13 protein-coding genes are annotated in these 16,257 nt (G+C 53.9%); 11 read left to right on the top strand and 2 right to left on the bottom strand.

Annotated elements, in window-relative coordinates; translation table 11 throughout:
- From AB9F26_RS10000 to AB9F26_RS09970, 7 genes are all read left to right on the top strand, one after another.
- The gene (locus tag AB9F26_RS10000; protein WP_335584172.1) at window positions 1-792 is read left to right on the top strand and encodes an alpha/beta hydrolase; all 792 of its coding nucleotides are present in this window, start codon (window positions 1-3) and stop codon (window positions 790-792) included.
- 114 nt (window positions 793-906) lie between these two features.
- Entirely contained in the window at window positions 907-1,983 is a 1,077-nt protein-coding gene (locus AB9F26_RS09995) for a hypothetical protein (protein WP_335584171.1), read from the top strand.
- Between the two features lie 57 nt (window positions 1,984-2,040).
- Window positions 2,041-3,171 (top strand): hypothetical protein, encoded by a 1,131-nt coding sequence (locus AB9F26_RS09990; protein ID WP_335584170.1) that lies wholly within the window; start codon window positions 2,041-2,043, stop codon window positions 3,169-3,171.
- Window positions 3,172-3,204: 33 nt separating this feature from the next.
- Entirely contained in the window at window positions 3,205-5,139 is a 1,935-nt protein-coding gene (locus AB9F26_RS09985; RefSeq protein ID WP_335584169.1) for an ATP-binding protein, read from the top strand.
- Entirely contained in the window at window positions 5,136-6,482 is a 1,347-nt protein-coding gene (locus tag AB9F26_RS09980; RefSeq protein WP_335584168.1) for a DUF6638 family protein, read from the top strand. The genes AB9F26_RS09985 and AB9F26_RS09980 overlap by 4 nt, the downstream gene beginning before the upstream one ends.
- Window positions 6,479-6,748, top strand: coding sequence for a hypothetical protein (locus AB9F26_RS09975; RefSeq protein ID WP_335584167.1), 270 nt, complete (start codon window positions 6,479-6,481; stop codon window positions 6,746-6,748). Before AB9F26_RS09980 ends, AB9F26_RS09975 begins: the two co-directional genes overlap by 4 nt.
- A 7-nt stretch (window positions 6,749-6,755) precedes the next feature.
- Window positions 6,756-7,433, top strand: a complete 678-nt coding sequence (locus AB9F26_RS09970; protein WP_369767949.1) for a DUF1523 family protein — start codon at window positions 6,756-6,758, stop codon at window positions 7,431-7,433.
- 51 nt (window positions 7,434-7,484) lie between these two features.
- Here the strand turns inward: AB9F26_RS09970 and AB9F26_RS09965 are convergent, their stop codons facing one another.
- Window positions 7,485-9,845, bottom strand: coding sequence for an aldehyde dehydrogenase family protein (locus tag AB9F26_RS09965; protein WP_369767948.1), 2,361 nt, complete (start codon window positions 9,843-9,845; stop codon window positions 7,485-7,487).
- Between the two features lie 4 nt (window positions 9,846-9,849).
- Window positions 9,850-10,860, bottom strand: a complete 1,011-nt coding sequence (deoC, locus tag AB9F26_RS09960; protein WP_335584164.1) for a deoxyribose-phosphate aldolase — start codon at window positions 10,858-10,860, stop codon at window positions 9,850-9,852.
- 180 nt (window positions 10,861-11,040) lie between these two features.
- Between deoC and rpe the strand changes: the two genes are divergently transcribed.
- The 4 genes from rpe (at window position 11,041) to AB9F26_RS09940 (ending at window position 16,253) form a co-directional block, all read left to right on the top strand.
- Window positions 11,041-11,733: a ribulose-phosphate 3-epimerase gene (gene rpe, locus AB9F26_RS09955; RefSeq protein WP_335584163.1), complete on the top strand. Its 693-nt coding sequence runs from the start codon at window positions 11,041-11,043 to the stop codon at window positions 11,731-11,733.
- A gap of 4 nt (window positions 11,734-11,737) precedes the next feature.
- Window positions 11,738-12,166, top strand: coding sequence for an arsenate reductase family protein (locus AB9F26_RS09950; protein ID WP_335584162.1), 429 nt, complete (start codon window positions 11,738-11,740; stop codon window positions 12,164-12,166).
- A 54-nt stretch (window positions 12,167-12,220) separates the two neighbouring features.
- Window positions 12,221-14,935, top strand: coding sequence for a DUF2339 domain-containing protein (locus tag AB9F26_RS09945; protein ID WP_369767947.1), 2,715 nt, complete (start codon window positions 12,221-12,223; stop codon window positions 14,933-14,935).
- A gap of 76 nt (window positions 14,936-15,011) precedes the next feature.
- Window positions 15,012-16,253 (top strand): Hsp70 family protein, encoded by a 1,242-nt coding sequence (locus AB9F26_RS09940; RefSeq protein WP_335584160.1) that lies wholly within the window; start codon window positions 15,012-15,014, stop codon window positions 16,251-16,253.
- Window positions 16,254-16,257: the final 4 nt, after the last annotated feature.

Genomic DNA, 16,257 nt, shown 5'->3' with positions numbered 1-16,257 from the left:
ATGGACATGGACGACGCCTACGCAAACGCGAAATACATTCCTAATGCGTCAAATTTCTTGGAGCAATGGGAAGATAGCGCCCGTGAATGGCGCGAGATGGAAAATGCGGCGGGGCGGCTTCAGGTCAACCTCTCTTACGGCGCCCATGAGCGCGAGAAATTCGATCTGTTTTTGCCGTCTGGTCGTCCCGAGGGGTTGATGGTTTTTGTGCATGGTGGCTATTGGTATCAGTTTGATAAATTTCGCTGGTCCCATTTTGCAGAGGGGGCTACGGCGCGGGATTGGGCCGTAGCAATTCCAAGCTACCCGCTGGCCCCCGAAGCGCGGATTTCCGAAATCACGCAGAGCATCCGAAAAGCGATCGAAGAAGCCGCCAAGCGTGTGCGTGGCCCGATTGTATTGGCGGGGCATTCCGCTGGCGGGCATTTGGTGGCGCGGATGCTGTGTGAGGATGGGCTTGCCCCCGAAATCGCCGCGCGCATCAAAACCGTTGTGCCCATCTCGCCGCTCTCTGATTTACGTCCCTTGATGGAGACCAAAATGAACGCGGATTTGCGCTTGGATTTGGCTGAGGCCGAGGCCGAAAGCCCGCTCCTCCTGCAAAAGCATGTTGACGTTCCCGTGACCGTTTGGGTCGGTGGCGCTGAACGTCCCGCTTTCTTGGATCAAGCCCGTTGGCTCGCACAAGCATGGGAGGGGGCAAGTTTACATATCGAACCCGGACAGCACCATTTTAATGTGATCGATGGCCTCAAAGATCCAGAGAGCTCGTTGATGAGAGCCCTTTTCTGATTTAACCGCCCGAACCCCCAATGTGTTCTTACAAAAATATCAATGTCCAATACCTGTTAAACGCAGTATAAATCCCCAAATATTAGATCACTATTCAAAATAACGAGGAACCCCATGGCAGATTTTGAAGCCCAAATTATTGAGTCCCAAAAGCAAGCGGCCGAGACACAGCAAAAAATGGCTGACCTTACAGGGCGCATTGAGTCTGCTCGTGCCAAGATGAAAACGGGTGCCGATGTTACGATTGATATCGAGAATGCCACGCTTGACGATGTTCATGCGCATACGCAGTTGATGAATGAAAATATCGCCGAACTCATTATGGGACTTGACGATGTAACTGCTGGATTCTCGAAAGATTTCGAAGAGTTACGCAATAAATCGGGTATCGAAAAACTGATTGGTATCTTCTCGCGCGGCAAGTCCGAGAGCATGCGCCAAGAGCGGATGCGCGAGGCCAGCGTTGACGACAAGTTGCAAGACTTGATCGCGAAATCGGATGTTATTGTGACATTGCTCGAAGGCCAACTCGCAGAGCTAGTGTCCCAACGCGAGAAGGTTTCAACCAACCTGACTGAGACTTTAGACGAGCGTGAAGCCGTGGTTGGCGAGCTTGAAACGCTCCGAGTGGACATCCTTGCGATGGACCCTAAAATTATCACGCTGGAAGGCAAGATTTCCGTTGAACAAGACGCCGCTGCCCGCACAAAGCTTGAAACAGAACTCGCGAAGTTGAACACGACGTTCAACGAGAAAGTGCAGCTGGAGCAGGTAAAACTGGCCAATTCCCAGACACTCGAGCGCTATATCGAAAAGGGCAAAACCTGGATCGACTCGTTGCAAAATCAAGAAGCGACCCAGATGGTTTTGATCAATAAATTGCAGACGGACACCAAGCAACGTGTTGTTTTGTATGATGCTTTGACAAAATCCCTCAAAACGGCGCAGCAACAAGACGTGGCGCACCGTATCAATGAGATTGGTGTGCAAACCGACAAGGAAGCGCAAACCGCGATGGCGGCGATTGGCACGGCCACGAATGCGAAAATGGCGGACATGATGGAAGCGCACGAAGATCACATGGTTTTCGCTCGCAAAGTTTTGGAGCAAAAGGCCAAAGCGGATGAGCGCTTTGCGCGCCGGTTTGAAGCCATCGTCGAGAAGCACGATAAAAACCTCTATGGAGGCTGATCGGGCCACCAAAGGGACGTAATCTTGTGGCGCAGTGGCAATTTGGAACGGTCAAAAATGACGATCAAAGAAGACTTAATGAATGACCACGTCGGACTAACCGACACCTTTGCTGCGCGCCGCTATTTTGCCAAATTTGAAACGATCACCGGCCATCTTGAAACCGTGGCCGACATGATGAAAGATGAGCAACGGCTGTCTAAACGGGACCGCAAAGTTGTGCTGGATTATGTGCAGCGTTTAGGGCGCACGTTTCGCGCGTTAGCCAATAAGTATTTGTTGACTGGGCGCGACACTGGAACGTTTTTCGGTAGTCTTTCTATCGATAGCACCGAGAGCGGTTTTCCCGTTTTCCATGAAATCCTGAACATGGCCGCGGATGCGCAGCAAGCCGAGCGTCATTTGCGCAATATGCCAAGTATCGAGGCCCTAAAAGACGATATGGTGCGCACGATTGTTGGCGATCTTGAGATTCCGACCAAGCTGCAATTCGCGATGTCACAGCGTAAATACTACGAGGCTTTGCGGGCAAACGAAATGTTCTGGAATCGCAATGATCCAGAGCTTCTGTGGGCAGGAACCGTCGACAATCGGCGCAGTTTTTTGGTGCATTGGGCCGTTTACGACAGCGAAAGCAACTTGCCCGTTATTTACTTGATGGATGTTGAGGACACGGGCGCAACCGCGCTTCCCAAGGACACCCGTCGTTGGCCACAGGCCCAAGCCAAGTTGATGTCCCAAAGCGTGGCGGGCCTGAAATTGGTGACCATCGCAAAAGGGTTCGACCTTGATTTCGATGACCTTCACCCAAAACGTCTGCGCCGCCTGTATGTTGGGCCGATGTACAGTAGCGCTTTCACGCAGCAAAACGGCCCCATTCGACAGGTATTAGAAGACGCGCACTCCCCGCAGGGAGAAGATTGGGCGCTGGCTTGGACAGTTGAAACCCTCGAAAGCGAACGGGTTGTTGAGGAAAAATCTGGCTGGTTTGGTAAAGTAGAGCGCGAAGTTTTTGCCCTTGATCCCTTTGGCGCACAGGGCGTGGAATCAGGCGCGACGCGGACACAGAGGTCTCTCATTTTACCCCAAAAGCCTTATCAAGTTTTGGATGATTTAAAGATTCCAGGCTTTGCAAATGTGCAGAAATTCGTCGTCGCGCCCAATGGGCGTGTCATCAGCTATAATTAAAATGCCCGTTACATTAGAAAATAGGATGTCGATATGAGCCTGTCGAGCGATCAAATGGAACTGCGCGAAGAGGATATTCGCAAACATTATGATGCGGCATCGGCGCTCTTGGTGGGCTTTGACCACACCCCACGTATTGGCAAAGGCAAGGACACGTCGGGCGCTGAAAAATCGGCCGGCCTCGGAACGCGGCGGCGGTTTCGCAGCACAACACCGGGCCTTGTGACGCGCAGCACTGCTCGCCCAGAGGGGGTCCAGCTTGTTGCCCGCATAGAGGGGGCAGATGAGGCCGATCCGTTGACGTCGCCGCTTCAGGCCAGCGCGATGCATGCCTTGCGGCGCGCGCTTGCGATTTCGCTCGCAGTATCGGAACAATTTGGCGAAACAACCCATCTTGCCGCATTGAAACGCGATAATTTGGCGGGAGCCCTTCAGGAGGCGCGTCGGACGGAATTCACAGAGCTACTTACGGCGGAAGCCCTTATTTCTCTCCATGTTTTCGCGAACTCCTGTGCCTATCTTTTGGCATCCTTTGTGGGGGAAACCACGGTGGAGGTCGGCGAGGTTGAGGAGGTTTTGACGGACAACGGCCAAATCGCCTTGCACGGCGCGCTTTGGGAGTTGGATCAGGATATCGGGGCCTTCGCGACGGAGGACGCGCGGCTTGCCGCGACGATCTTGGCGTATTGCGAACAATTGATGGAAAAAGTTACCCTGCGTGCGCAAAATGTTACGACTGTGGGGGCCTTTTCGAGTGCGACTTATCACGTTGAAGCCGATGATTTGACGATCGCGGGTTTTACACCTGCTGGCCGTGGGAAAAGCACCAAACTCACCATGTCGTTCAAGAAACCGAACGAGGTTGTCGGGAACCACATCGCCAAATATCAATCGATGAAACTGGCCAAGATGTTGATGGCCTATGATTTTGACCGCAAGCTTAATCCCTTTGCCGAGCTTGGTGGCTTCATCTTTACGTTCATGGGCGATGGCGCGCCCGGAACCGGAAAAACGACGCTTATCCAAATGATGGCGGGCCTGATCAGTGAGTATTGCAATGTTGCGGGCTATACCTTCCGGTTTCAAAACCTGAGCACGGATAATATCGATAGTTATCAGGGCAAGTCGGGACAAAATGCCAAGGCGTTTATCAACAATATTCTCGATCCAAACGTCATTGGCTTTGGCACTATTGATGATATCGACCAACTTGCAGGCAAGCGAGGTGATCGACAATCCAGTGCGGGGCAACTCGAAATTACCGCAGTATTGATGGAGAGTTTCGCGGGCGCAAATACCGTCGTGCGCGGGAATTGTACCTTTGGGATGTTCAGCAATTATCCCGAGAATGTCGATGACGCGTTGCGGCAACGTGCGGGCGCGCGCTTCCTTGTGGATGGACCGCAGACACGCGACGATTATATCGACATTCTGAGCCTTCTAATGGGGGGGAATCACGATATCCCGCTAGGAAAGCACAATTTATTTGAAGCGCAGGAAATCAAAAAAGCCGTCGCCGCAAGCTTTGATGGGCATTCAAAACCGCACGAATTGGGCCTGCTCAACGTTTATGATCGGGTGCATTCTGACCTCGGAGACCTCGACACGATTGCCAAGATCGGAACCTATTTAAAGGCCATTCAGGAAGCGGACCCACGTTTTACGGGGCGGGCCATCAAGAACATCACGGACGCTGTCAAAGTGCGTGCGATGGACTTTGAATTACCCGATGAATGGATGGAAAACCCGGAGTTATTTTTGTTCAAACCCTACGATGAGAAGCGCGCAATGATCGAAGATATGCGCAAACCTATTAACGTTGAAATGGTGATTCAAGAGGTGAACCGTTACGCGGATTCCGAATTCCGATATGCCGATAAATCCGACGAAGTGGCGATCGAAAACGCCGTTCGCGATATGGAACGCATGGAAGAAGCGAAACGGCGGTATCTTGGGGGGCACGCATGATACGCCTAATCCAACGCGGTTTAATGTTCGGAAATCTCGTTCCTGTGAGGTCGACCGTGCTCGTGGCGCGGTACAACGCGGCGTTGAAATTGCTCATTGGCAAAGAAACAGTGCTGACGGATTTCCACATTGATCTGTCAGGATACTCGCCCGAAATCGGCGATGAGTTTGGCGATCATTTATACCTCAATCAGGGGGGCTGTAACCGTCAATTTATTCTTCTGACGACGGAACAAAAACGAGCGCCGTTGTTGAATGCACAGTTCTCCACAAGTCGTCGGATTTTACGACAGTTCATTGAGCAGAATGAGGCGGAGCTTTTTGCCCTGACGGCCCGTGATGCGGTTGGCGGAGAATTGGAAAACTCGGTGTTTTCGGTGAGTGATCCCGCGCATATTTTGGACATCCGCACAATCGTTGTGCGGGCGGATACAACCCAGTCCCACGTTGCCAATGCAGAGGTTCTGTCCGAAAAGATTACCGATTTCAAATCGCGCCCTGATGCGTGGTGGGATGATGTCCTCATAGCAGAAATGATTGAGTTAGCAAAGAAAACCGGCGATGTGACACGCAATCCTGTCACCCTTAAAGCTACAAAATTTCAGCAAGATGATTTTTGGACGAAGCATTTCGGCGGGTTGTATGTTTTCCGAGATGTGGAGCATCCCGCAGCAATCGCTAGCAATGGGCGCGAGGCAGTCGAAGGCCTCCCAATGGAGTTTGTTTTCGGCATCAAGGAACGCACAAAAATTGCGCAGTTTCTTTCGTTGAATGATTTGGTGGAACCCATTTGGGAGGGAAAATCCGTCGATGCTCCTTCGATCCTACGGCAGAAAATGGATTTCATCGCCATAGATGTCGCCGCGGAAATGGGTGCGGATTTGGCGAAGGCGGATCGGCGAGAAATCCGCAATTTGACACGAAAATATGCTGAGAACCTACCGCAGGAATACATCGAATTGGCGAAACTATTGCGCTGGTCCGAGGGCGATGGGCCGTGGCCGCGCTTAAATTCCAACGATGCGGCGTATTTCTATACTTTGCGGGCGCGGTCGGGTCCAAATTTTGATCTGGTCAATATGTTGCTTGCGGAATTATCGCCAAAAGACATACGTCAGCTCTTTATTTGCCACAAGGAACAGTTTTACCAACGCTACAGCACATGGGCTGATAGCAAGAAAACCTATGTCGCGGATTTTCTTGTGTCTGAGTATCAAGTGGATAAAGTTGGGGCACGCGAGGCGCTGTTTGGGGGGGAGAACTCGATGGCCGAACCAGAAACTATAGTTGAGGATATTATCGATCGAGTTGGCCCGTGGGGTGCCGTGAGGAGGCGTTCATGATCTTTACTCTTGTGCGGCAGTTCTTTTTTGCCTTCGTAGGACTGTCCGTTATCTATTTGATTTCGCGCTGGTTTGCAGCGTCGCTGCGTCGTGAGGACTTGGAGGAGGAGTTCGACGAAGAGATCAAAAATGGGGATCGAGAGGCCTTTATTGAGGAGGGGATGGAGCGGTATCGCAAGTCGTTTCGTCGTAAAGCGCTTGTTCTGATCTATGTCATTCCCCTTGTTCTTTATGTCATCGTTCTCTATTTAATCAATTTTTATTGAGGTCGTCATGCGCTACGTGAAAATAACTTTCTGGGTCTTGCTCGTTACGACGATCTTTGCTTTTTTCCACTATAATCTCCCGCAGCGCGACATCGTGCGCATCACGGGGACTGAGATTATTCGGGCCGATTTTTCAGGATCGAACAGTTTCTTTTATGCAGAACCAGACAGCGGTGCCCAAGCGGCCACCAACCGCGATTTACGTCTCGTGAACGCGGCGTATGACGGCGGAAAAATCATTGTCTACCGCAATGAAGACACCGGAATTTTCAACTGGCCGCCTTACTTCAAGATAAACAGTTCAAACCTCCAGGCGGAGGCTGCGGATTTGATTTCGTTGCGCGACGACCCAATTTGGGTCGCGGTTACCCACTATGGCTGGCGCAGCGAGTTTTTGTCGATCTATCCAAATGTTATCAAGTTTAAAGTTGTCGACGGGCCGGACGTGCGGCTTATCCCATGGATGAGCATCGTCATCCTGCTCGCGTTTGCTGGTTTGATCTTCTGGCTTTGGCGGGTGTGGGTGCAATTCCGCGAACGCAAAATCGACCCTTTGCTGGATGATGCTACTGAAGCCTTTGAGGCCGCAGACCAGCGCGCGGATGCCGTTAAGGACCGCGCGCGCGGTGTTTGGGGACGGTTCAAAGCGTGGCTTGAATCTTGGCGCGCAAAGCCACGTAAATAGGCTTAACTGGAATTGGGCGCGCATCGAACGGTTCGACGAGCGCCCATTTTTTTACTCGCCGTAGGGAATCCAGATGTTTTTCACTTCGGTGGCCTGCATGAGGAATTCGCGTCCCCCCCCTTGAGTGCCATACCAATCGCGCGCGTGGCCCTGATTGAGCCATGTGCGTTTGAGGTTGCTCGCGGAGCGGCGTTCAAGATCTCCTGAGATATCGGTGGACGAGAAGTTCCAAATCGCGTCGACGTCCATATGGTCGGTGAGAGTTGCGCCAAGACCGCTGTGTTCGCCAGTGATGATATTCACAACACCTGCAGGAACGTCAGACGTATCAAGCACTTGATAGAAGTCGGTTGCCGCCAGTGGGAACGGCTGGCTTGCCACAAGGACGCAGGTGTTGCCCATCGCAATTGCCGGTGCCATTACCGAAATCAAGCCAAGCAATGGCGCTTCGTCAGCACAGAGCGCGCCGATCACACCCACAGGTTCTTTCATCGCTAAGGCGACGCCGCGAATGGGAACACCATGGGCAAGCCCATCGTATTTGTCGGCCCAAGCGGCATAGGTGAACAGGCGGCTGATGGTGGCTTCGACCTCCGCCTTTCCGCTGTGTTTTGCGGATTTTGGTTGCATGGCGTCTAGGGTCTTGGCAAATTCTTCGGCGCGGGTCGAAAGGTTTTCTGCGATGTAATAGAGAATTTGCGCCCGCAAATGTCCTGTGGTTTTTCCCCATTTTGACGCGCTATGGGCCGCTTCGACCGCATTGCGTATGTCCTTGCGACTCCCGACGCCAACATGTCCGAGCAAGGCCCCTTTATGTCCGTAAACGGCTTTTGAGTATCCACTATCAGGACGTGCCTGCTTGCCGCCAACATAGAGTTTGGCGGTGCGGTCAAGGCCGTTCACCTTCACCGTGGTTGGCTCGGGGATGGCCTCGACAGGCGCGAGTTTTTTGGATTTGGATTTGGATTTTGTATAGGCCGAAAGTCCTTCCCAACCGCCTTCGCGTCCCATGCCGCTTTCCCGCACGCCGCCAAAGCCAGCGGCCGCATCAAAGAGGTTGGTGGCGTTGACCCAAACAACACCCGCAACAAGTTTAGGGGCGACGTCAAGGGCGAGGTTGACGTTCTCAGTCCAGAGGGTCGCCGCAAGGCCATAGCGCGTGTTGTTGGCGATTTGGACCGCTTCGTCAGGGGTGCGGAAGGTGGTCGCGCAGAGGACAGGGCCAAAGATTTCTTCCTGCATCAAAACCGATGATGTGTGAAGGTCGGTGATCAATGTTGGTGGGTAAAAACAGCCATCGGCAGGCATTATGCAAGGCGCTTGGTAAACGGTGCCCTCGTTGCCGTGGTCTGCGACAAGGCGCTTGATGGTCGCGAGTTGTACGGGGTCCACGATTGCGCCCACGTCGATACATTTATCGAGCGGATCGCCGATGCGCAGGCTGGCCATACGCGCGCGCAAACGAGCGTAGAAATCTTCGGCAATGCCTTCCTGAACCAACAGGCGCGATCCGGCGCAACAGACTTGGCCTTGGTTGAACCAAATCGCGTCGACAAGCCCTTCGATGGCGCTATCGATATCGGCGTCGTCAAAAACGATGTAGGGGGATTTTCCGCCCAATTCTAACGTGAGAACCTTGTTTTGTCCCGCTGTTGCTGCGCGAATTTTGCGGCCAACTGCGGTCGAGCCGGTGAAGGCCACTTTGTCGATCCCCTCGTGGGTAACAATAGCTTCGCCCGTGGCACCATCGCCGGTGACGATGTTGACGACCCCATGTGGTAGACCCGCTTCTTGACAGATTTCCGCAAAAAGCAGCGCCGTAAGGGACGTGTATTCCGCAGGTTTCAAAACGACAGTGTTTCCCATTGCAATCGCAGGCGCGATTTTCCAAGCCAGCATCAGGAGCGGGAAGTTCCACGGAATGACCTGACCACAAACACCAATGGCTTCGGCGTCGGGAAGTTCGGCTTCCATCAATTGCGCCATGCCCGCGTGGTAATAGAAGTGCCGCGCGACCAAAGGAATATCGATGTCCCGGCTCTCACGGATGGGCTTGCCGTTGTCGAGGGTCTCAAGGACCGCAAAGAGGCGCGAATGCTTTTGCACCAACCGCGCGATGGCATAGAGGTATTTCGCCCGCGCATGTCCCGATGTTTTGGCCCATGGCCCTTGCGCCGCGCGGGCTGCTTTTACGGCGGCGTCAACATCGCTTTGGGTGCCTTGGCTGATGATTGCGAGGGTCTCGCCATTGGCGGGGTTTTTGCTCGGGAAGCCTTTGCCGGGCTTGGTGAAGGCGCCGTTGATGAAATGGCCAAAACTGTCGCCGCGATCCACCAGCCATGCAAGGGCTTCGGAGGCGCTTTCGGGGGCGGGGCCGTATTCCATTGTATCAAAAATCTCTTTTACTGTCATGGTCTTATCCAATCGCGTGGCGGTGGGCGGCGGAATAGCGGCCGGTAACATGGTGCTCAAGTTGGCGCTCTAAGTCGCCCAAAAGCGAGCTAGCACCAAAGCGGAATAAATCGGGTTCCAGCCAACGGTCGCCCAACTCATCCTTGATGAGGGCGAGGTACGTAACCGCGTCTTTGGCCTTGGAGATGCCCCCCGCCGGTTTATAGCCAACGCGATAGCCCGTGCGCGCGTGATAGGCACGGATGGCGCGGATCATCACGAGGGTGACGGGGAGGGTGGCGTTTACTGGTTCTTTACCCGTTGATGTTTTGATGAAATCCGCGCCTGCCATCATGCAAACAAGGCTCGCGCGGGCGACATTGCGTAGGGTTCCAAGCTCGCCCGTTGCAAGAATTGCTTTGACGTGGGCATCGCCACAAGCTTCGCGCATAGCCCGCATTTCGTCGTAGATTGCTTGCCAGTTGCCCGTGAGTGCGTGGCGGCGGGAGATTACAATGTCGATCTCTTTTGCACCCGCTTTAACACTTTCACGAATTTCTTCTAGGCGTAGGTGGAGGGGAGATAGACCCGCAGGGAAACCTGTTGATACGGCCGCAACGGGGATACCCGTTCCTTTGAGGGCGTCGACCGCCGTTTCGACCATATCGTGATAAACGCAAACCGCGCCGGTGGTGATCGGGGGCATACCGAGCGCGTCGAGAATATCCGCGCGTACGGGATGGGCGGCCTTGGCGCACAGGCGTCGCACGCGACCCCAAGTGTCGTCGCCGGAGAGTGTTGTAAGGTCGATCAACGTAATCGCTTTGAGCATCCACGCCGCTTGATAGTCTTTTTTGACGGAGCGCCGTCCAGAAATCGAGGCAGCGCGGCGCTCAATCGCGGAGGTGTTCGCTTGCGCCGAAAGGACCCAGTCCAAATCAAGGTCCATCCCAGGATTGCGTGGCTCGTGGACTTGCGGCAATTGCGCGGTGGCAACAGCGGCGGTTTTTACCGTCGTCTTGGCTTGGTTTTCCATCAAAGAGGCTCCGGATTGATCAGGACAAAGGGTCTCATTATTCCTTCGTTATTGCAAGTTTGACCGTTTGGTCAAGGATTGGTGTGTCGGAATGGCAAAATCAGAGTGTTTTCAAGGCTCGCAAAGCAAGGTAGGTAGAAGAAAGAGAGCCTAAAACCCGCTTAGCCCACGGAGACCCCAATGAGTTTTGACCGTAATATTAAAATCGCCCCGTCCATTCTTGCCGCAGATTTCGCCAACTTTGGTGCCGAGATTTTGGCGGTTCAGGAGCAGGGGGCGGACTGGATTCATGTTGACGTCATGGACGGGCATTTTGTGCCAAATATTACGTTCGGTCCAGAGACTTGTAAAGCGATCCGTCCCCATATCAAAGGTGTGATGGACGTGCATTTGATGATTACTCCGGTCGACGCCTACATCGAAGCCTTTGCCAAATCCGGTGCCGATATTATTACCGCCCACGTCGAAGCAGGCCCTCACGCGCACCGCACAGTACAGGCGATCCGCAATGCGGGCGCCAAGGCGGGTATTGCGCTCAATCCAGCTACGCCCGTTGAAAGCATCGAGTATCTACTGGATATGATTGACCTCATTTGTGTGATGACGGTGAACCCCGGATTCGGTGGGCAGAAATTCATTCATAGCCAAATAGATAAGGTTAAAAAACTTCGTGCCATGGTTGGAGATCGTCCCATTCACATCGAAATTGATGGCGGCGTGACCCCCGAAACAGCGCCTCTTGTGACGGCTGCAGGTGCAGATGTTTTGGTCGCGGGATCGGCAGTATTCTCTGGTGGTAGTGTGCAAAACCCAGCGCCCTATGGCGAAAATATCCGTGCAATTCGGGCGGCGGCCGTGGCGGCACAGGGCTAAAGGGATGAACAGCACCATCTACCACAACCCAAAATGCAGCACGTCGCGGTTTGTTTTGGAGATTATGCAACTCGCTGGCGAAACTCCGGAGATTGTGTTGTATCAGCAAGTCGGGTGGACGGAAGATCTGTTGCGCACGATTTTGACGGACGCGAAACTCTCGGCGCGCGATATACTGCGCACCCGCAATACGCCCGCAAAAGAGCTTGGCCTCATGGACCCTGCGACACCAGACAGCGAGATTTTACGTGCGATGGTTGCGGACCCAATGTTGGTCGAGCGCCCAATCGTGCGTACCTCTGAAGGGGTCGTTCTTTGCCGCCCTAAAGAAGTGATTTTCTCGGTGCTGAACGACCAGTCTCCGCGGACCCTAATGACAGCCAAAGGCGAGAGTTTTCAAATTCCGTGGGACGAGATTTTAGAGCAAAGTTGACAGGCGCAAGGGGCAGCCCTAGGAGTCTCCGAATAAAAACAAGGGGAGAGCGGCGTGGGATTATTCGACTTAGGCGGTGTTTTGATCCCGCTGGCCTTTCTGTGGATGATCTTTACCCTTTTCCGCCAAAGCAAAAAACTTAAAGATCTCAGCGCGCGTATGGACGTTCTGGAAGCGTCAAACGCGGCCACGGACACCGCACCCAGTGAAGCGGCATTGCCGGCACCGGAAGGTTTTGTTCCCGCGTCGGCAGCAGTTGTCGAAGATGTAGCACCCACAGTCTGGCCCACGTCCTCCCTCAAAGAAGTGCAGACACCAGAACCCTCAAAAGCCTTCGTTCTGACCTCCGAAAATGCGGCGGCGGTTTCAGACTGGCTCAAAGAAAAATGGTTCCTCGCAGTTGCGGCGCTTTCGTTCGTATTGGCGGGCGTATTCTTGGTGCAATACAGTGTGGAAAACGGAATCCTGACCCCTGTTTGGCGCGTCATAGGGACCCTTACCCTAGGTGCCGCCTTGATAGCTGGGGGCGAATGGGTGCACAGACGGGCCAGTGATGAAACGGGACACGCCGCAGCACTTCCGTCGACGCTGTCGGGTGCTGGGATCGTTCTATTGTTCATCGGCGTGTTGGCGGCGCGGCAAATGTATGGCCTCATTGGCGCGGAGATGGCTTTTATTGGTCTTGTGGCCGTGTCCTGTGTGGCGCTTGTCCTTGGCTGGTTCTATGGCCCGTTTCTGTCGATTGTTGGTTTGCTCGGAGCCTCGCTGGCCCCGTTTCTTATCGGCGGGGCCAGTACGGCTCCGAATTTCTTATATGCCTATTTTGCCCTTATTTGCCTCGTCGGATTGGCGATTGATACGGTGAAACGCCGTGCGTGGGTTTCGGTTTTGTCGATAGTTGCGCCCTATTTTGCGGCAATGGTTTTGTTTCAATCGGGCACTACGGAAGGCGTTTATTTCTTGGCGTTTGCCCTGATTGTTGCCGCGGGCGCCACGGCCATCCCCGTACGAACCCTATATCCCAACCACGAAGGCACATCCGTTGGGCAGGCGGTTTGGCGTCTTGTCCGAAAGGATTTCTCGTCGTCAATGGAGACGCTGCCGACCGTTGAGTTCCCGACGCGGCTGGCGTTCGGTACGTTTGTTGCGGCCCTTGTCGTCATTCTAGCAGTTGGGGCGGATGCTCCGAATGCGACCACCGCGTGGGCGGCCATTGGCGCGGCTATGCTCCTGTTTGTGGCCACTAATTTCTGGCTCCGTGCAGCACCCGCTCTTTGGGAATTGGCGATGGGGCCTGTGGTGGTGTTTCTGGCCTTGATCACCCTTGAAGGGATCAATCGAGGGCCGTTGCTCGCGGAATTTAAAGCGGGTCTGACGCGCGCTCCAGAGACCTCCCTTCCAACAACCGTTTACGTTCTCGTCGCGCTCGGAATCGCGATGAGCTGCGTGCTTTTTTGGCTGGGGAACAACCGCAAAAATGGTCGTTTTGCCTTGAGCGTCGGTGCCGCAGTTACGGCCAATGCCACGCTTGTTGCGCTCGAAGCGTTTTGGCAACCCGTGTATGTTTTAACCGCGAACCTATGGGCCGGTATCGCGATGTTTGTCGCCGCGTTGATGGTCGGCATGGCGCATCGGGTCGCCCGCTTGGACAGCCCTGATAAACGCCGCGCGACCATCTTTGCGATGTCGGCCCTCTCCCTGATAAGCTTTGCGCTTACGATAATGTTGTCACAAGCGGCGTTGACGGTGGCCTTGAGCGTTATGGTGCTACTTGCCGCTCTTCTTGAGCGTAAATTCGACATGCGGCGGTTGGCGTATTTTGTTCAGGTCGGCACGATCGTTGTCTCTTACCGGTCCTTTGTCGACCCTGGATTTTGGTGGATTTACCGTGTTTCGACGCTGGAATTCTCTTTGGTTGCGATTGCAATTCTTGGATTGATCGCGGCGACGTTTGTCGTCCTGAGAACCCGAGACCAGAAAGGCGCGCTTCTGGTTGTGGAATCTGCGTTCTGGAGTCTTGCGGCCATGTTTGCCAGTGTCGGCCTCGCGCGTTTGGTGGATTATTTGGGCGGCGGCGATGAAATCACGGTTTCGTTGGCGGCCTTGGTGGTTTGGGTCTCGGCGGCCAATCAGTTGTACCGCGCAAAGCATGGCGCGCGCATGTTCCGGATCGTGCGGCTTGTACTTGCTTGGATCTTTGGCATTTTGGGAACAGTGTTGATGCTCGTCGAACTGATTATTTTCAATCCAGTTTGGGGCTTAGAAGCTAAGTCCGTTATCGGCCCTATCCTCCTAAACTCTTTGATCATTGGCTATGGTGGTTTGGCCTGCCTCTTTGGATTTATCGCATGGAGTATGACGCATCTGAAGCTGCGGACGCGAAAATTCTATGCAGGGCTTGCGACCCTCTATGCGGTGATTTTCGCCGCGCTTGAAGTCCGCCATATCTGGTGGGGCGGCGATATGGAAGACTACCAAGGGGTGTTTGATGGGGAGTTATATAGCTATACCATCGCGATGCTTTTATCCTCGGCGGCGCTTTTATTCTATGCGTTTTCCCGTCGCAATTTGATGCTGCGGCGTTTTGCTATGATCGGCATTGGTCTCACGATTGCGAAGGTCTTTCTAATCGATATGTCAGGGCTTGCGGGCCTCATTCGGGTCGCTTCCTTCCTTGGCCTCGGGTTGTCACTTGCGGCGCTTGCGTGGATCAACGGCAACATGACGCGGCAGTGGGATCGCAGTCCAAATCAAAACGACAACAGTTAGCATTCAGATAGGGTTGTATCTCTCGCATGACGGGCCTAAAGAGCGCGGTTCCTGCGGACGATAAAGGTGCCAGACGATGAATGCTTTGGGAATTGATTTTGGGACATCCAACTCTGCGGCGGGTGTTTTGGTCAACGATAAACCTTTCTTGATTGAGGTTGAGGCGGGCGAGAAAACATTGCCAACAGCCGTGTTCTTTCCCCAGAATTCGGCGGAAATGCGGATCGGAAGTGCAGCCAACCGCGCCCTAATTCAAGGCGAAGAGGGGCGTTATATGCGCGCCCTCAAGAGCGTCCTTGGGACGTCTTTGATGCATGAAAAGCGTCGGATAATGGGCGCCGAAATGACGATCAGCGATATTATCGCGCGGTTCCTTGAGGTGTTGAAAACTCGGGCCGAGGCCCAATGTTATACGACATTTGAGCGGGCGCTTTCGGGGCGTCCCGTGCGGTTTCACTCCAAGGATGAGGGGCGCAATACGCAGGCGCTGGCCGATCTGACGGAATGCTACCTAAAGGCGGGTTTCAAAGAAGTATCCTTCATGCCGGAGCCCGAAGCCGCGGCCTTGGCCAGCCATGCGCGCCAAGATGGTAGCCTTGGATTGGTGGTTGATATTGGCGGCGGGACCTCGGATTTCACGGTGTTTCGCACGCAAGCTGGCACGCAGGAAATTTTGGCGAGCCATGGTGTGCGACTTGGAGGAACCCATTTCGATAAACGGCTCAGCGTGCGCCATGTGATGCCACTTTTGGGCAAAGATTCCTTGATTGGCAAAGAATTCGGAGAGGGCGCATTGGCCGCCCCGAGCGCGATATTTCAAGACTTGGCGACTTGGGAGAAAATCCCGTTTCTCTATACGCAACAGACACGGTTGGCGATGGCGAAGCTTGGGAAGCTGGCACTTGAACCCGTGTTGTTTTCACGCCTGCTCACGGTACTAACCGAGGAGTTGGGGCATGAGGTCGCCTTTGCTGTCGAGCGGGCTAAAATTCTGGTGAACCAAGAGGACCGCTCCGACGCGCGAATTGATATGAAAATGATTGAAGCGGGCCTCTTTGCCGTCATGTCAGACCAATCCATGGCGGACTCCCTTGCGGAATATGGCGCGGATATTCGCGATGCAGCCAAGGAAACGCTCGTGTTGGCTGGCGTGTCGGAGGCCCAAATCGAACAGGTCGTTTTTGTTGGGGGTTCAAGTCTTATGTCGATCGTGGATGACGGCATGCGGGCCGTATTTCCCGCCGCTGAGTTCATGTATTCAGAGGCCTTTACCGGTGTTGTCGACGGGCTTGCTATAGCGGCGTCCCGTCAAAGCTAAGCTG

The sequence above is a fragment of the Falsihalocynthiibacter sp. BN13B15 genome, from assembly GCF_041205415.1.
Taxonomy (GTDB): Bacteria; Pseudomonadota; Alphaproteobacteria; order Rhodobacterales; family Rhodobacteraceae; genus Falsihalocynthiibacter; species Falsihalocynthiibacter arcticus.
The sequence above is the reverse complement of the archived record's forward strand: the minus strand, read 5'-3'. Positions and strand labels throughout refer to the sequence as shown.